This is a genomic window from Synechococcus sp. UW86 (genome assembly GCF_900474085.1).
GTDB lineage: Bacteria > Cyanobacteriota > Cyanobacteriia > PCC-6307 > Cyanobiaceae > Parasynechococcus.
Genome location: NZ_UCNU01000017.1, coordinates 290,380 through 306,204, shown reverse-complemented (window position 1 = coordinate 306,204; position 15,825 = coordinate 290,380). Strand labels below are relative to the sequence as shown.

At 61.5% G+C, this 15,825-nt stretch carries 16 protein-coding genes and 1 pseudogene; 8 read left to right on the top strand and 9 right to left on the bottom strand.

Annotated elements, in window-relative coordinates; genetic code table 11:
* Window positions 1-41: 41 nt before the first annotated feature.
* Complete coding sequence (aroB, locus tag DXY04_RS10160) at window positions 42-1,157, top strand: 3-dehydroquinate synthase (RefSeq protein ID WP_115161969.1); 1,116 nt, start codon at window positions 42-44, stop codon at window positions 1,155-1,157.
* Here the strand turns inward: aroB and DXY04_RS10155 are convergent.
* Window positions 1,129-2,343, bottom strand: a complete 1,215-nt coding sequence (locus DXY04_RS10155; RefSeq protein WP_115161968.1) for a class I SAM-dependent methyltransferase — start codon at window positions 2,341-2,343, stop codon at window positions 1,129-1,131. The genes aroB and DXY04_RS10155 overlap by 29 nt on opposite strands.
* Here DXY04_RS10155 and DXY04_RS10150 point away from each other — a divergent pair.
* Entirely contained in the window at window positions 2,342-3,151 is an 810-nt protein-coding gene (locus DXY04_RS10150) for a TPM domain-containing protein (protein ID WP_115161967.1), read from the top strand. The genes DXY04_RS10155 and DXY04_RS10150 overlap by 2 nt on opposite strands.
* 25 nt (window positions 3,152-3,176) lie before the next feature.
* On the opposite strand, the gene DXY04_RS10145 is transcribed toward DXY04_RS10150, so the two are convergent.
* From DXY04_RS10145 to DXY04_RS10135, 3 genes are all read right to left on the bottom strand, one after another.
* The gene (locus DXY04_RS10145; protein WP_115161966.1) at window positions 3,177-3,896 is read right to left on the bottom strand and encodes a glycoside hydrolase family 104 protein; all 720 of its coding nucleotides are present in this window, start codon (window positions 3,894-3,896) and stop codon (window positions 3,177-3,179) included.
* 206 nt (window positions 3,897-4,102) lie between these two features.
* Complete coding sequence (locus DXY04_RS10140; RefSeq protein ID WP_115161965.1) at window positions 4,103-5,188, bottom strand: hypothetical protein; 1,086 nt, start codon at window positions 5,186-5,188, stop codon at window positions 4,103-4,105.
* Window positions 5,182-6,030, bottom strand: a complete 849-nt coding sequence (locus tag DXY04_RS10135) for a TIGR04168 family protein (protein WP_244278675.1) — start codon at window positions 6,028-6,030, stop codon at window positions 5,182-5,184. Before DXY04_RS10135 ends, DXY04_RS10140 begins: the two co-directional genes overlap by 7 nt.
* A gap of 53 nt (window positions 6,031-6,083) precedes the next feature.
* Here DXY04_RS10135 and nadA point away from each other — a divergent pair, with 53 nt between their 5' ends.
* Together nadA and DXY04_RS10125 are read left to right on the top strand one after the other, a co-directional pair.
* Window positions 6,084-7,016: a quinolinate synthase NadA gene (gene nadA, locus DXY04_RS10130; protein ID WP_115132701.1), complete on the top strand. Its 933-nt coding sequence runs from the start codon at window positions 6,084-6,086 to the stop codon at window positions 7,014-7,016.
* Between the two features lie 67 nt (window positions 7,017-7,083).
* Window positions 7,084-7,515: a hypothetical protein gene (locus DXY04_RS10125; RefSeq protein WP_115161963.1), complete on the top strand. Its 432-nt coding sequence runs from the start codon at window positions 7,084-7,086 to the stop codon at window positions 7,513-7,515.
* Here the strand turns inward: DXY04_RS10125 and DXY04_RS10120 are convergent.
* Window positions 7,516-7,748: pseudogene (locus DXY04_RS10120) on the bottom strand (hypothetical protein). It lies immediately after the preceding gene.
* A gap of 67 nt (window positions 7,749-7,815) precedes the next feature.
* On the opposite strand from DXY04_RS10120, the gene DXY04_RS10115 reads away from it, so the two are divergent.
* Window positions 7,816-8,802 carry a ligase-associated DNA damage response exonuclease gene (locus DXY04_RS10115; RefSeq protein WP_115162234.1) on the top strand — a complete coding sequence of 329 codons (987 nt, stop codon included), beginning with the start codon at window positions 7,816-7,818 and terminating at the stop codon, window positions 8,800-8,802.
* Here DXY04_RS10115 and DXY04_RS10110 read toward each other — a convergent pair.
* A complete protein-coding gene (locus tag DXY04_RS10110; RefSeq protein ID WP_115161962.1) occupies window positions 8,799-9,059 on the bottom strand; it encodes a hypothetical protein in 261 nt (86 codons plus the stop codon). The two genes, DXY04_RS10115 and DXY04_RS10110, sit on opposite strands and share 4 nt — an antisense overlap.
* A 119-nt stretch (window positions 9,060-9,178) precedes the next feature.
* Between DXY04_RS10110 and DXY04_RS10105 the strand changes: the two genes are divergently transcribed.
* Both DXY04_RS10105 and DXY04_RS10100 read left to right on the top strand, forming a co-directional pair.
* Window positions 9,179-10,834, top strand: a complete 1,656-nt coding sequence (locus DXY04_RS10105) for an ATP-dependent DNA ligase (protein ID WP_115161961.1) — start codon at window positions 9,179-9,181, stop codon at window positions 10,832-10,834.
* Window positions 10,834-13,341: a ligase-associated DNA damage response DEXH box helicase gene (locus DXY04_RS10100; protein ID WP_115161960.1), complete on the top strand. Its 2,508-nt coding sequence runs from the start codon at window positions 10,834-10,836 to the stop codon at window positions 13,339-13,341. The genes DXY04_RS10105 and DXY04_RS10100 overlap by 1 nt, the downstream gene beginning before the upstream one ends.
* Before the next feature lie 121 nt (window positions 13,342-13,462).
* Here the strand turns inward: DXY04_RS10100 and DXY04_RS10095 are convergent, their stop codons facing one another.
* From DXY04_RS10095 to DXY04_RS10085, 3 genes are all read right to left on the bottom strand, one after another.
* Window positions 13,463-13,759: a hypothetical protein gene (locus tag DXY04_RS10095; RefSeq protein ID WP_115161959.1), complete on the bottom strand. Its 297-nt coding sequence runs from the start codon at window positions 13,757-13,759 to the stop codon at window positions 13,463-13,465.
* A 60-nt stretch (window positions 13,760-13,819) separates the two neighbouring features.
* Window positions 13,820-14,647 (bottom strand): PfkB family carbohydrate kinase, encoded by an 828-nt coding sequence (locus tag DXY04_RS10090; protein WP_115161958.1) that lies wholly within the window; start codon window positions 14,645-14,647, stop codon window positions 13,820-13,822.
* A 319-nt stretch (window positions 14,648-14,966) separates the two neighbouring features.
* Window positions 14,967-15,209 (bottom strand): hypothetical protein, encoded by a 243-nt coding sequence (locus DXY04_RS10085; RefSeq protein WP_244278659.1) that lies wholly within the window; start codon window positions 15,207-15,209, stop codon window positions 14,967-14,969.
* 7 nt (window positions 15,210-15,216) lie between these two features.
* On the opposite strand from DXY04_RS10085, the gene DXY04_RS12485 reads away from it, so the two are divergent.
* Entirely contained in the window at window positions 15,217-15,654 is a 438-nt protein-coding gene (locus DXY04_RS12485) for a hypothetical protein (RefSeq protein ID WP_244278658.1), read from the top strand.
* The last annotated feature ends 171 nt before the right edge of the window (window positions 15,655-15,825 follow it).

The following is a 15,825-nucleotide window of genomic DNA, read 5'->3' as shown; positions in this document are numbered from 1 at the left end:
CAGCGACACTGTTGCGAGAGTAGGTGGGTTCCAACGGTTTCATGACCACAATCACCCCGTTGCATCACATCCGCGTTGCGCTGGAGCGCAACCCCTACGACGTGGTGATTGGAGACGGCGGCCTGGCCAGGCTTGGTCAGCAGATGCTGGACGCTGGAGTGCAGGCGGGTCGGCGTGTGCTGGTGGTCAGCAATCCGGATGTGGCCAGCCCCTATGGCGACGCCTGCCTGAACAGCCTCAGAGCGGCAGGTTTCAGCGTGGAGTTGTTGGTGATTGACGCCGGCGAAACCCAGAAGACACCAGCCACGGTGGCGGAGATCCACGATGCGGCTTACAACGCCAAGCTCGAACGCAGCTCCTTGATGGTGGCCCTCGGCGGCGGCGTTGTGGGTGACATGACCGGCTTTGCGGCAGCCACATGGCTGCGGGGCATCCAGGTGGTGCAGGTGCCCACAACCCTGCTGGCCATGGTGGACGCGTCAATCGGTGGCAAGACCGGGGTCAACCATCCCCGCGGCAAAAACCTGATCGGCGCCTTTCACCAGCCGCGGCTCGTGTTGATCGATCCCTCCACCCTGAACACCCTGCCCGAACGCGAGTTCCGGGCCGGCATGGCTGAGGTGATCAAATACGGAATCCTCGGTGACACGGCGCTGTTCGAGGAACTGGAGGCCTGCCCCGACCCGAGCACGCCCGCTGGGCTTGGATCGGAACGCCTGAGCTCGATCCTGCAGCGATCGGCCGCGGCCAAGGCCCGGGTGGTGGCAGCCGATGAAAAGGAGGGTGGCTTACGCGCGATCCTCAACTACGGGCATACCTTCGGCCATGTGGTGGAGACCCTCTGCGGCTATGGCACCTGGCTGCATGGCGAGGCGGTCGCCATTGGCATGGTGGCCGTGGGTGAACTTGGCGTGCTGCGGGGCAGCTGGAGTCGCGACGACGCCGAGCGCCAACGCCTACTGATCGACAGCGCTGGACTGCCCACCGCCTGGCCCGATCTCGCCGCCGATGCGGTTCTGGACAGCTTGCAGGGGGACAAAAAGGTGCGCGACGGTCGCCTGCGCTTCGTGATGCCCACCAGCATCGGAACCGTTGAGATTCGCGATGACGTCAGTCGCGACGAGATCCTCAGCTGCCTTGAGCGCCTGAAAGGCTGAAGCCGTCTTCAGGCAATCCGCGCCGGTAGGTGAGCCAGCGGAACGCACCGAGCCCCGCGGGGTCCACCAGGCGAAGCAGGGCTTCACGCCGTTGCAGGGCTTCTGCCAGCTGTTGGCCCGGTAGTTGCTGCAGCCCATGCAGACGCTCTGCAAGCCCCAAGGCCAGCAGGGCCTCGCCCTGCTTCGCCTGATCACCCACCATCCAGCCGTTTCGCTGAGCCGCCTCATCCACAAGCTCGATGCAGAGGTGGGCCGTAAGGTCCTGCTCGCCGGGCTGATCCAAGGGCGACAGGCCCGCCTGCTGAGCACAGACAGCCATCAACGTGCCGTCGGAACGCCGGGCTGTGAAATAACGCTGGGCCTCCAGGGCGTAATCAATCACCAGCAGCACGCCCGCATCCACGGCGGCCGCAGCAGCAGCAAACCAGTCGGGCAGTGCACTGTTCCACTCCGTGGTCCACCCCTCTTCGGCATCGGGGGGCGGCAACTGAATGCCGCCTTGGCTGCATACACGCCTGATCTCCTGCTGCAAACCATCGGGGAGAGGCCGATGCGTCGTTCGCAAACCACCGTTTGGGTTGAGCTCCACCCACTGCTGCTGGAGGGATCCCTGCCGCCAGATCAAGCGCTCCACCGGGAGGGCATCCAGCAACTCATGGGCGATCACCACCCCATGAACCGGAGCGCTGCCCAACTCCTCCAGGGAACACCAGCGCAGCGGCAGATGGTCTGCCTCTTCCAGCAGAGCCTGTTGCCGCCGTCGCATGCCGGGATTGGCCTCCACCAACACCAATTCGATCCGAGCCAACAGCTCTGGATCAGCACCACGCAACGCAGCAACGAGATCCCGGGCCAGATGGCCTTCGCCAGGTCCGATTTCCACGATCGACAGGCGTTGATCCGGATCACTTCGGGACATCGACGTCAGCCAAGCCAGGATCTGAGGAGCCAGAAGGGCTGCGAAATCACTGCCCAGCGAGGGGGAGGTGACGAAATCACCCTGGGCTCCGATGCGTGCACGGCCTGAGCCGTAATACCCGTGCTCCGGCTCATTCAGAGCCAGATCCATGAACTGGGAAAACGGAACGGCACCCCCCGCCTGATGCAGATGCGTTGCCAACCAGTCGGGACAGGACGCAGCGATCGGTTCCATTGGAGAGAATGCCGGTCGCTGCAGCAGTTCCATGGGAACACATCACATCCGACATATGTGGAGCCTCGTCGTGGTGGCTCTGGTCAGCCTGGGTGTTCTGGTGACCCCGGCTGAGGCCTACGACAACCCGGAGCTGCTGCCGGATCACCCCACCCCGGTGATCGACCTCGCCAAGGTGTTCAGTGATACCCAGCGGGCCCAGCTGGAAGCATCCCTGGCGGATGTGGAGGAACGCACCGGCTGGAAGATGCGGGTGTTGACCCAGTACGAACGCACGCCAGGTCTGGCCATTCGCGAGTTCTGGGGCCTGGATGAAAGCAGCCTGCTGCTGGTGGCCGACCCCCGCGGCGGGAACCTACTGAACTTCAACGTTGGCGATGCCTACTTCGCGATGATGCCCCGGACCTACTGGGTGGAGCTGCAGACCCGCTACGGCAACCAGTACTACGTGAAGGATCACGGCGAAGACGGAGCCGTGCTGGATGCCCTCAATGCGGTGGAAATCTGTCTGGACCGTGGTGGCTGTCAGGTGGTTCCTGGCCTTCCCCAGGAACAGTGGCTTTGGACGCTGACCACCTCAATCTTTGGCGGTTTGATTGCTGGCTTTGCGGCTTATCCCCGCAAGGAGGGCGAAACCATCGCCTGGGCCTGGTTGCTGCTGCTCTCACCGCTGTGGGTGATGCTGTTCGGCGTCTTCGGCGTTGCCCCTGTGATCACACGCACGTCTGAAGTGATGCCCCTGCTGCGCAATGGAGTCGGCTTCCTGGCGGGAGGCATCGCCGCTTATCTGATCGCCCAGGCCACGGTTGGTCGAAAGCTTCAGAACGACGCCGAAGGCTGAGGAAGGTCGAGAAACGTGAATGCCGTCAGAGCCGGGTGGCGCATTTAATGCGTGACCCGGTGCAAAGAGCCGGAGGGGGAGTGACGAGCGCCTGGCGCTTGACGTCACGCAGACGCCGCAACTCCGCGAGGTTCACGTCATAGAAAGAACGCAGTCGTGCGTATTTCTTGACGGGTTGGCCGTAGTAGCTGCGACCGGCGAGGGTTGGAAACGACGCCCATTCCGGAGCCAGCATGGCGGCGAGCAGCGGGCTGAGAACGCCGGTGTCGGTCAGACCCAGGGCTTTGCGACGCTGAATCAGAAACAACGCGCCCTGGTCTTGAGCCTCAGGGCCGAAACCGCGCACGCCGATGCTGCGCTGAACCAGATTCCAGGTGAAGGGCATGAACTGGTAAGCCCCCGCAGCTGCACTGGCGTAGCGGGAGCTGTAGATCACTCGGTTGGGATGCCGGTCGAGCGAAGGCATCAAGCCACCGCCGAACATCACCCAATAGCCCACATCCAGTCCACCTTTCCAGGTGCCTTCCGCAAAACGGATCGTGTTGAGCATCGCCCGACGTTCGGGCGTAATCACATAGGGAATGGCCCGGCTGGGCTGGAAGTCAGAGGTATGGATCAGCTGCGCCCGAGAAGCGGGGGGGAGCAGGCTCGCCTGGACAGGAAAAAGTGAACTGAGGGCAGGCAGAACTCCGACGATCACGGCCGCATGAAGCGTCTGACGACCGATGAATGCAGAGATAGCCATAAAGAGCGTTCAAGGAGCATGCCCTCGCAAGAGGGCGATGAGCAGATCAGAAGCGGATGAAATGCTCGAGCGGAAAAATTTCCACACGCAATGACTTTCTCGAATTAAAAGCTCAAATCAATAGGTATATATGCCAGTCAAGTAATCGGCCAAACCACTAACAGGCAGACAAATCAGCTCAAAAAGGTGATGAAAAAGACCAAAAATTAAAAACGCCTTGCAACCCAACCCACCAGTGCCAGAGCGGCTTCTTCAGCCCCTGATGCAGAAAGAGGGGCTTCGCTTGGCGCCAGCAACGGCTGGTCCAGCTGCCATGCGCCGGTGTCCAGCTCCTGACGGCTGAGGCAGCGGTGCTGGCCGTGGCGACGCAAACCATCCATCAGCGCCGAAGCTTCGGCAAATCCGCTGCGCTCCACCACGTGCATCCCAACCCCTTGGGCCATCGCCTCGCAGAAGCTGCTGAAACCCGGCTTGCCCAGAAAACGGGAGCAACGGCCGAGCACATCGACGGGGCGTAGCCCATCCGGCAGAAACGTGAGGTTGGGGAGCACCGCCAACTCAGGCGCGTGCGAGGCATCTGCTGACGCCGGAAGCAGGAAATGGTGGTTGGGCCAGAGCTGAAACAGATCCCGCGAAAGGGACAAGCCCAGGCCTCCAAACCCCACCAACACCAGGGGAGCATCCTGGGCATCAAGGCAAGCCTCAAGATCCGCCGGAATGGGCCGCGGGCTGGCGCAAACCAAACCGAGCTTCTGTTCAGGCAACCCCCAATGCATGGCGAGGTCAAACGGGCAGCGCAGCAACAGATCACCGCAGCGGTAGGCCTCAGCGGCAGCATCGAGCCAGCGTTGGAAGGCTGAGCCCAAGGGGCGATAGATGTCATCCCACCCGAAATTGCTCATCCACACCAGAGGTGCATCGAGGCGCTGGGCCAGGGCGGCTGCGGCCGGGGGAATGTCCCCGATGATCAACACCGGCTGCCCTTGCGACGCAAGCCAGAGAGCCTCAGCCTCGATCAGGGCCGGCAGCCGTTGCTCCAGCTCATCCAGGGCCCTGAGGGTGGCGGCGCAATCCACACCGAGCGCGTCGGCCTGCACCATGCCCACATCCCATTGACAAGACCGCTGCTCAATCGCTGCATCCCCCAACAGCAGGTTGAGTACGGGGGAGGGCAGACCCGAGCTCATTACCAAGGTCCATTCAGGACGCAGGCGGCGCAGTTGCTGGAGCACCGCAGCATCGCGAGCCGCATGGCCGAAGCCATGGCTGCTGCTGCAGAAATAGATCAGCACGGCAATGGAGCATCGATCGGCAACTGCTCCTGATGGATCAACTCAGCTTCTGGGGTGTACCAGCGATGGGCGAGCTGCGTGAGGCGGGCCCCCTGGAATTCAGCCCAGGAGAGATGCAGCAGCGTTCGACCTTGCCCATCCACACCTGAACGGGGCACACAGGCGGCATTGATCAGCGCCGTTCCATGGCGATGACGCAACAGGGTCTGGCGGAAACCAGAGCCGCGCTTGAGGGCATGGTGCATGTGGCCAAAGATCACCAGATCGGCAGGTCGGTCTTTGGCCATGCGGTCCAGAGCAAGGGCCAGATCCTGATCCCCCCAGTCCACTGCCGGCGTCTTCCAGTCGCGTCCGCAGGGACTGGCGGCCTCGGATCCCAAGCCTGAGGGACCGCAGTGGGCCATGACGATCAGGGGCTGATCAGCGGGTACATCAGCGGCGGCCTGCACAATCCGCTCGGCTGAAGCCTCAAGCGACACCGGGCCGTACACCGCCTCCACCGCTTTCGATAGCTGAAAACCTCCACCAGCACTGCATGGACGCGCACCCACAATCGTCAACGGGAGCTCCGGCCATTGAATTGAGCGCCAAGCGCAATGGAGATCGCCGAGCACAGCGCGTTGTTGCTCGAGGATGCCGCCACTGCGATCACGCCCGCGGTCGTGGTTCCCCAGGATCACGGCCACGGGGAAGGGAAGCCGCGTGATCCGGCGCGTCAGACGCAGATCCCCATCAGCAAGATCACCAACGAAAAGAACAGCGTCGGGCTTGAGCCGCTGCAGCAGCTGCTCATCCGCGTCGCCCCAGGCGCCGTGCAGATCACCGGCAATGGCAAGTCGCAGGTGCTTCAGAGCGAATGCCTAGGCTGTGGCCATCCTGCCCCGAACCGGTCCTGATGAGCGCTGACACCGCCCTTGTTGCGGCGATCAACCGGCTTCGCCAGGACCGCAATGCCGTGATCCTGGCTCACTACTACCAGGAGCCGGAGATTCAGGACATCGCCGATTTCGTTGGTGACTCCCTGGAGCTGTCGCGCAAGGCCGCCAGCACCGATGCAGACGTGATCGTGTTCTGCGGCGTGCACTTCATGGCTGAGACCGCCAAGATTCTCAGCCCGGAAAAGACGGTGGTGCTGCCGGATCTAGAAGCCGGATGCTCCCTGGCGGACGACTGCCCCGCCGATGAGTTCGCCCGCTTCCGGGCAGAGCACCCCGACCACTTCGTGGTGAGCTACATCAACTGCACGGCCGCAGTGAAGGCGCAAAGCGATCTGATCTGCACCAGCAGCAATGCCGTTGATCTGGTGAATCAGCTGCCTGCCGATCAGCCCGTGCTGTTCGCCCCCGATCAGAACCTGGGGCGCTGGGTTCAGCAACAGAGCGGTCGCGAGCTGACCCTCTGGCCGGGACGCTGCATCGTTCACGAGACCTTCAGCGAAGAAGCCGTGCTGGCCCTCAAGCACGAACATCCCGGGGCTGAAGTGATCGCCCACCCCGAGTGCCAGCAGAATCTGCTGGACCTGGCGGATTTCATTGGATCCACCAGCAAGCTGTTGAATTACGCCGAACAAAGCTCCTGCAACAGCTTCATCGTTCTGACGGAACCGGGGATCCTGCATCAGATGCAGCAACGGGTTCCTGAAAAAACCCTGCTCGACGTTCCAGGAATCGATGGATGCAGCTGCAATGCCTGCCCCTACATGCGGCTCAACACCCTTGAAAAACTGAAGGCATGCCTGGAGACCCTCACGCCTGCGATCGAGATGGATGAATCGATGCGTCTGAAAGCCATGAAACCCATGCAGCGCATGCTCGAAATGAGCCGGTGACGCGCCAACAGATCAAAGAACGACGCGGTACGCGAATAAATTTTCGACAATCCAGCCCCTGCGATTCATGGCCAGCGTCATCCAGCCCCAGGGCATCAGGGTTCTGACCTTGATGGCAGCGATGGCGGGGACGTTGTGCACCGCAGCGACTGCACAACCGTGGAACCAACCGATTCCTGAACCCGCAACGGAGTCCACAGAACAAACAATTAAGTTGGCCGAGCAACTCAACACAGTGGGCGCCAGGTTTTTTGGAGCCCATTGGTGCCCCGCCTGCAAAGAACAGATGAAGCTCTTCGGCAAACAGGCCGGAGCCAACCTGAACTACGTGGAATGCGGTCTGCCCGACAAGTACCCCAACCAGCTCAGGCAGTGCAGGGATGAAAACATTCGATCCATCCCCACCTGGACACGGCCGGGATCAACGCGGCTCCAGGGTGTTCAATCAATCAACACCCTGGAGCGCTGGAGTGGCCTGAGGCCTGAGCCACTGAATTGATTACTTCTTACGGCAATAGCCAGCGCCAACATTCATCCAGCCGGAGGGGCAGGCTTCACCGTTGGTGGGCTTCATCTCGTAATAGATCGGAGACACACAGGTGGTGCCCAGGGTGTTGACGTAACCCAGGGGCATTGGTTGTGGCCTTGGGCCTTGGGAATCTTTTTCTGAGCCAAAGCGGAACTGGGCACAGCCAGGGCTGAAACAAACAGAGCGGCAGCGAGCAGCTTCATCGCAAGCGGGTCGAACGCGCTCAAGGTATGGGCCTTTCAGACTGTCTGCAGCGATCGGCGGTTGAGCTTGATCGAACGCACACCGGAGGGGTTGTATTGCCGTGCCGCGAAGGCCTGGGTCGACCCATGGAGTCCGGTTCCCCGGGCCCTGATCACCCACGCCCATGCCGACCACGCCCGCCCCGGATGCGGGGAGTACTGGGCCGTGGCCTCCAGTGAAGGGGTGCTGCGCCAGAGGCTCGGCAAGGACATCACCCTTCACCCAGTGGCCTACGGCGAAGAACACTGGCTGGGGCAATGCAAGGTGTCGTTTCACAGTGCCGGACACGTGCTCGGTTCGGCGCAGATCCGTCTGGAATCAGAGGGTGAGGTGTGGGTGGTCAGTGGTGATTACAAACGGGATGACGACCCCAGCTGCGAACCCTTTGAACCGGTGCGCTGCGATGTGTTGATCACCGAAGCCACCTTCGGAATGCCGATCTATCGCTGGCAAAGCGGTGACCAGGTGGCCAAGGAGATCCATGCCTGGTGGAGCCGTGATCGCAGCAGGCCATCCCTGCTGTTCTGCTATGCCTTCGGCAAAGCCCAACGCTTGCTGGCTGAACTGAAGGCCATCGGCGTGGAGGAGGAGGTGCTGCTGCACGGCGCCGTTGAAACCGTGACCCGTCATTACCGCGAGGCAGGGGTTCCGATGACCCCCAGTCGTCCCGTCAGCGAACTGCCCCGAAAGGATCCGCTCGAAGGGCGGTTGATCCTGGCGCCACCGTCGGCCCATCGCTCCAGCTGGATGCGCCGCTTCAAGTCACCCCAAACCGCCTTTGCCTCCGGCTGGATGGCCGTGCGCGGAGCCCGTCGACGGCGGGGCTACGAGCGGGGATTCGTGCTCAGTGATCATGCCGACTGGCCTGGACTGATCCAGACCGTTCGCGACAGCGGCGCCCGCAAGGTGTACGTCACCCATGGACAGAGTGACGTTCTGGCCCGTTACCTGCGGGAGGTGGAGGGTGTGGATGCAGAGCCGCTGGACACCCTGTTCGAAGGGGAGTCGGACTAGAACTTGGCGATGCCGTCCGGCAGCTCGGGGAGGTTGAGGTTTGCTTCGCGACCTTCGATCGCGGCTGTGAGCGATTCGATCATCATGGCGTTGCCGCTGTCTTTCACGGCCTCGAGCGCCTTCTGAAGACGACGACGACGGTCGGATGGATCATCCGATGTGCCGGAGACGGCCACGGGGGTGACGACGGCCGTGGCTGAGGCGGTAGCGCGCACGCTGCTGAGTTGTTGCGCGAGGTTGTCCCAGAGGAGTGCCATCCGGCTGATTCAGGAATCTGTGGCTCAGATCAACACAGGTCTCTGCCGGATTTCCAGCACTGCTCACAAAATGTCTTGTCAGGATGGCGGGGCTTTCCATCCATCCCGTTCCAGCGCGCATGCGTGCCTTTCAGAACCTGTTCAATCAGTTGGATCAGGTCACGGGCACCAAGGCCAAGGTGCAAGCGCTGGTGGATCACTTTCAGGGGGTCGAACCAGGGGAGGCGGCCTGGGCGTTGATGCTGCTGCTGGGCAAGCGCCGCAGGCGCCTGATCACCGGTCGCCGACTCCGCGACATCCTGCGGGACCGCGGTGGTCTTCCGGATTGGCTGATCGACGACTGCTATGGCCAGGTGGGCGACTCAGCTGAAACCATCAGCCTGCTCTGGCCCGCCGTGCAAGAGCGCGTCGAAGCAAGCGATCCGGATCTGCCCAGCGGTGATGGAGACATGCCCCTGAGCTGGTGGATGGACACTCTGCTGCCGGCCATCAGCACCAGAAGCGACGACGATCAGGCCAATGTGGTGATCTGGCTCTGGCACCGAACCCCGCCCGACCAGCACTTCATTGTCAACAAGTTGCTCACGGGGGGATTCCGTGTCGGCGTGTCGACAGGCCTGATCAGCCGGGCCATCGCCGAAGCGTTTGATCTCGAAGAAAGCCTTGTGGTGCAACGGCTGATGGGCGGCTTTGAGCCCTCCGCAGAGCGCTTCAGGCAACTCACCGCCTGCGCAACGGCGGATGAACACCGTTCCAGCGGCACCCCCTACCCCTTCTATCTCGCCAGTCCCCTGGAACCCGACCGACTGCTGGAGACATCGGCGAGCGATTGGCAACTGGAGTGGAAATGGGATGGAATCCGCGGTCAGCTGATTCATCGCGGCTCCGGCGTCTACCTCTGGAGCCGTGGAGAAGAGCTGGTCAACGAGAGCTTCCCTGAGCTTTTGGAGGTTGCCAAGGCCTTGCCATCCGGCAGCGTTCTGGACGGCGAGCTGATCTGCTGGCAACAGGACGCCGCCGCGCCGCTTGGCTTTGATCAGCTGCAACGACGGCTGGGCCGCAAAAGCGTTGGAGCAACGTTGAAACGGGATTGCCCGATGCGGTTCATCGCCTACGACCTGCTGGAACATCAGGGCGTGGACATCCGCCAGCAGGGATTACGGCAGCGACAGCAGCAGCTGGCTGCGCTGCTGGGCAGCATCGAGCATCCCGAATCGTGGCGGCTGAAGCAGAGCCCGTCCTGGTCGATCGACTCCTGGGAAGAACTGGAGACACAGCGCAACCAGGCCCGTCAGCACAACGCCGAAGGGCTGATGATCAAACAGGCGGAATCGCCCTACCTGAGCGGCCGCAAACGCGGCAACTGGTGGAAACACAAGCTGGAGCCGATGACCCTCGATGCGGTGCTCCTCTATGCCCAGGCCGGCAGTGGGCGTCGCGCCAACCTCTTCACCGACTACACCTTCGGCCTCTGGACCAACGCTGAAGAGCCGGAGTTGGTGACCTTCGCCAAGGCCTATTCCGGCCTCAACGATGCCGAAATCCTCGAGCTGGACCGCTGGATCCGACGCAACACCCTGCAGCGCTTCGGACCGGCACGGTCCCTGAAAACCGAGCTGGTGTTTGAAATCGGCTTTGAGGGCATCAACCCCTCAAAACGCCATAAATCCGGCATCGCCGTGCGTTTCCCGCGGATCCTGCGCTGGCGACGCGACAAACCCGCCGATGAAGCGGATTCACTCCAGACCGCGATGGCATTGATCGAGAACCGCTGATGGCAGCTTCAGAAAAGAAGGCAAAAGCGAAGGCCAAGGCCAAGGCCAAACCATCAACCGACGACCCTCGCTTGGAGCCGATTCATGACTGGTTCGCGCAAAGGAACTGGACACCGCTGCCGTTTCAGCAGGAGACCTGGAGCGCCTATCTGGCAGGGCGGAATGGCTTGATCCAAGTGCCCACAGGGTCTGGCAAAACCTTCGCCGCCGTGATGGGACCGATCGCGCGGATGTTGGCGGAGGAGCAGACGTTGAAGGGAATGCGACTGCTCTACATCACGCCCTTGCGGGCCCTCAGCCGCGACTTGTCGCTGGCGATCCGCGAACCGATCGAGGCGATGGGCTGGCCGATTCGGGTGGGCATCCGCAATGGCGACAGCAGCAGCAGCGAACGCACCAAACAGCTCAAGGCACCACCACAGATTCTGGTAACGACTCCGGAGTCCCTCGCCCTGCTGCTGAGCAACGCCAAGGCCGAAGAGCTGTTTGGCCAACTCGAAACGGTGATCCTCGATGAATGGCACGAGTTGATGGGCAGCAAACGGGGCAGCCAGACGGAGCTGTGCCTGAGCTGGTTGCGCCAGCTGCGCCCCCAGCTCCAGACCTGGGCCATTAGTGCCACCATCGGCAACCTCGAGCAGGCAGCACGCCATGCCCTGGGGACAGCAAGTGAGCCACAGCTGATCGGGGGCGCTCCTGCCCGCAGCACGGAGATTCAGAGCATCCTTCCGGAGACGATCGATGGCTTCCCCTGGGCCGGACACCTCGGGTTGCGGATGTACGAGGAGCTGGTGGCCCGCCTCAATCCCGGCATCAGCACCTTGCTGTTCACCAACACCCGCAATCAGTCGGAGCGTTGGCACCAGTGTCTGCGCTTCGCCTGCCCGGAAATGGAAGAGGGATTGGCCCTGCACCACAGCGCCATTGATCGCAGCGAGCGGGAAGCGATCGAAGTCTCCGTGAAGGCCGGCGGCATTCGTTGGGTGGTCTGCACCAGCTCCCTGGACCTCGGGGTGGACTTCCAACCCGTGGAACAGGTGGTGCAGATCGGAAGCCCGAAGAATCTGGCGCGACTGCTGCAGCGGGCGGGGCGGTCAGCGCACTTGCCCGGCGGAACATCCCAGGTGCTGTTCATGCCCACCAATGCGCTTGAACTGCTCGAACTCAGTGCTGTGCGTCGGGGACTGGCGGAGGGGCTGGTGGAACAACGCAAGCCGCCGAAAGCCCCTCTGGATGTGCTGCTGCAGCACCTCACGGGGTTGGCCTGCGGCCCTGGCTTCCATCCGGAGCAGACCTTGCAGGCCGTGCGCAGCTGTGCGGCCTATGCCGAGCTGAGCCAGGAGGATTGGGACTGGTGCATGCTGTTTCTGGAGCAGGGCGGAGAGTGCCTCGGTGCCTACCCCCGCTACCGCAAGCTCGAGTGGGAGGAGACAAGCCAGCGCTACCGGGTTCGCGAGAAGGCCATCGCCCGGCTGCACCGTCTCAACGTTGGAACGATCACGGCCGCACCAGCGATCACCGTGCGCTTTGTGCGTGGTGCCGTGCTCGGCCATGTAGAGGAGACCTTCATCAGCCAGCTGAAGCCGAAGGATGTGTTCTTCTTCTCCGGCCGCCAGCTGGAATTCGTGCGGCTGCGCGACATGACCGCCTACGTGAAGGTGAGCACCAAGAAAACGCGCACGGTGCCTGCCTGGGCTGGGGGGCAGATGGCTCTCTCCGATCTGCTGACCCATCACCTGCGTCTGGAGGTGGACCGCGCCAGCCGTGGTGATCTCGACAACGCTGAACTTCAGGCTCTGAAGCCCCTGTTTGATCGACAACAGGACATCTCGGTGTTGCCGTCAGTGGGGCAGCTGTTGATTGAGACCTGTCGCACCCGGGAAGGCACACACCTGTATGCCTTCCCCTTTGAAGGGCGGTTCGTGCATGAGGGCATCGGCTTCCTCTGGGCATCGCGGCTCACCCGCCTGGAGCGGGGCACGATCACGGTGTCGGTGAACGACTACGGCTTTGAGCTGTTGGCACCGAAGAGCTACCCCATGGCGGAGTTGCTGGAAGACCACATCGATCTGCTGCTCGATCGCCAAAAGCTGGAGCGGGATCTGAAGAACGCACTGAATCTTTCCGAGCTGCAACGGCGACGCTTCCGCGCCATCGCCCAGATCGCAGGCCTGATGAACCGGGGATTCCCGGGATCGAGCAAAAGCACCGGTCAGCTTCAGATCAGTGCATCGCTGCTGTTCGATGTGTTCAGCCGCCATGAGCCGAACAACCGCTTGCTGCTGCAGGCGCAGCAGGAGGTTCTCGATGACCAGTTGGAGATCTCACGCCTGGAGGCGGCCTTGGAGCGCGCTGCAAGCCAGGAATGGCTGCACGTTGAAACTCCGCGGCCCAGTCCATTGGCCTTTCCACTGTTGGTGGAACGGCTGAACAACAGGATGAGCAATGAATCCGTTTTGGAGCGGGTTCAACGGATGAAGGACGAGGCGATCAGGCGCGAGGGGTAGCGATCATTGCAAGCCCCACCAAGAGCGGGTGGCACTGAGGCCATACAAAACCCGGGCGAGAGAGACCAGGGAACCTGAAGTCGATCTGTTCCGAAGCTGAGTGTTCTGGCCGCAACCCGTCTCAGTTCTGTTGACGAGATTGCTTCGCTGCGAGCCCGGCTTCAACTGCTGTTCCAGCCGCGAGAGCAACGAGCCCAAGCAAGCCAATCCATTGGTTTTGGATTTCTTCGGCAGCCTCAGCCCCCTGTCCCAGCAGTCCACCCAGGACAAACCAGGTCGTCGCCAAAGCAGACGTGATCCAGTACGCCTTCCAGCGGCGCTGGTAGAGGTACCCGGCACCCAAGCCCGGAACCACGTTCAACGTGACGGCAACCCAGCCTGCCGATGCGGCAAGGATCTCTCTTTTGGTGGGCGCCATAACAACATGTGTTTCAGTGCATTTTTGTCGATATTGAGAGCCATCGCGCGTGGCGAGCACTCATCCATAGGGCCCAAATCGCGTCGCACAGGCGGCACCACACTGGGCACCCAAAGCGATGGCCTCCTCCAGGGGCCAGCGCGCCGCAAGACCCGTGACCACGCCTGCCGCAAAGCTGTCGCCGCAGCCATAGCTCTCGACCAAGGGCCCCGGAAGGGGTGATGGGTCATAGCGGCCGCCTGGATGACTAATACCGCCTGCGGCACCTTCCGTGCGAATGATTGTGTGGGGAGCTGGATTCAACTGCCCCGACTCCACCCGTTCACCCGGATCAAGGCCACTGCCAATCAAGGCATCGAGGGGTACCCGGGCCTGCTGAAGCACGGGCAAACGAACGCGCGGGGTCGCCGCCAAAACTGCAGCAGAACGGCAGGCTTTCAACAGAGGAGCATCAGCGGCCGTGACGAACAAGCCGTCGCATTCGCCAAGGGCCTCCCAAGGAAGGTCGTCATCCAGTGATGGGGTCAGCCGCTCGCCGATCACCGTGATCGCCCGATCCCCCTCACCATCAACCATGCTCACGCCACGACGGGTTGGCACCTCCCTCCAGGCGACATGAACCTCAAGGCCCAGATCCTCGAGTCGCTTGACGCAGGTTTCACCAACCGAATCACGGCCTAAAGCCGTAAAGAACTGGACGGGTTGCTGCTGCAACCGTGCCATTTGCACCGCAACGACGGCTCCACCACCAGCAGGCTCCTGCAGAGACCGCAAGGCGTGACCAATGGCCCCGGGGCGGGGCAACTGATCCACCGCCAGAAATTCCACCCATTCGACATGACCCACAACGGCCAAGCGCAGGGGCGGCAGGGCTGAGCCGGAAGACAAAGGCCGTTGAAGCTGCTGGGCCCCATCCTCTCTGCAGGAACGGCTCAACAACAGAATGGGGGCGCGGATGGAGAACGAGGCACTCAGATCCGATATTTATCGTTTGCATAAGTTTTTCTCTTGCATTATTTGATAAGTTTAACCCCTGTATTCACAGCATCTTGTGCACTCCTGGGATTCACATATTCCGGTCGATTCATTATTTAGACCGATTGCAGTTCTTCTAATGACCGAATGATATGGAGCTCAATCAAGCCACAAAAAAGCCCCGCCTGAGCAGCGGGGCCATTCAAACCACATTCTTGGAAGGATTCTTCAATTAAAGCGGTGAACCGTTGTAGACAACATCAACAATCGAAGCTCCGTCTCGAGAGACAAGAATTTCAGTTTCAACAGTGGGTTGACCACCAGCCTCTTGCCAGCCTGGAGAGCCACCATCAAACACGAACAGGTAGCCATCGCTTGCATTCTTCAAGCAGTTGCCACCTCCCTTACCGGTGGCGTACATGCATTTCGAAGCTCGGTAGTTGTTGAGTCCACCGTTGATGGACTCAGCTTGCATCCTGTCGGTGTTCAGCGCACGGACGTTTTCTTTCGAAACCTTTTGGGCAAAAGCGGGGGACACCAGCAGTGCACTCACCAGGAATCCCGTCGACAGACTGACGACTCTTTTCAAGATGAATCAATTGGAGGGGCTTCCATTGCCTAGCAACGTGTCAGCCGATGAACAGCAGCCCAGGAAAGGTTTGTTCGTTTCGGACCAACAGGCGCGCCTTAAGCTCCAGCAGCACACGCGATCAGCAACGTTGGCCAAGCTCGGGGAGATCAAGCTCAAACAGATTCCGCAACTGAACACGGCCAACAGCTCACCCTTGATTCGGAAACACAAAGAGGTTCTGAATCTGATGATGAGAACGCTTTCCCTCGATACCTACGGCCTCACCTGGGCCCAGTTCATCAAGGGGTTTGGTTGCGGTGCTTTGGCCGTTTGGCTGCTCATGCGCTGAGCTCAGCCATGACGCACGGGCCTTCCACCCCGTCGCAGTGACTCCAACATTCCCTTTTCCAAGGCCGTCAGTTTTGGTGCCGGCTCGTTCAATGCAGCTTCCGCCCGTGTCTTGGCTGCGGCAATGAAGCGATCTGTCTTATCTCCAGAATCAAAAGCCACGGTTCCTCAG

Bases quoted from the DNA above. Each gene is read 5' to 3' on its own strand.
- aroB (WP_115161969.1), top strand. From the start codon at position 42: ATGACCACAATCACCCCGTTGCATCACATCCGCGTTGCGCTGGAGCGC.
- DXY04_RS10105 (WP_115161961.1), top strand. From the start codon at position 9,179: ATGCGTGCCTTTCAGAACCTGTTCAATCAGTTGGATCAGGTCACGGGC.
- DXY04_RS10085 (WP_244278659.1), bottom strand. From the start codon at position 15,209: ATGCAAGCTGAGTCCATCAACGGTGGACTCAACAACTACCGAGCTTCG.
- DXY04_RS10125 (WP_115161963.1), top strand. From the start codon at position 7,084: ATGGCCAGCGTCATCCAGCCCCAGGGCATCAGGGTTCTGACCTTGATG.
- DXY04_RS10095 (WP_115161959.1), bottom strand. From the start codon at position 13,759: ATGGCGCCCACCAAAAGAGAGATCCTTGCCGCATCGGCAGGCTGGGTT.
- DXY04_RS10100 (WP_115161960.1), top strand. From the start codon at position 10,834: ATGGCAGCTTCAGAAAAGAAGGCAAAAGCGAAGGCCAAGGCCAAGGCC.
- DXY04_RS10155 (WP_115161968.1), bottom strand. From the start codon at position 2,343: ATGGAACTGCTGCAGCGACCGGCATTCTCTCCAATGGAACCGATCGCT.
- DXY04_RS10150 (WP_115161967.1), top strand. From the start codon at position 2,342: ATGGGAACACATCACATCCGACATATGTGGAGCCTCGTCGTGGTGGCT.
- DXY04_RS10145 (WP_115161966.1), bottom strand. From the start codon at position 3,896: ATGGCTATCTCTGCATTCATCGGTCGTCAGACGCTTCATGCGGCCGTG.
- nadA (WP_115132701.1), top strand. From the start codon at position 6,084: ATGAGCGCTGACACCGCCCTTGTTGCGGCGATCAACCGGCTTCGCCAG.
- DXY04_RS10110 (WP_115161962.1), bottom strand. From the start codon at position 9,059: ATGGCACTCCTCTGGGACAACCTCGCGCAACAACTCAGCAGCGTGCGC.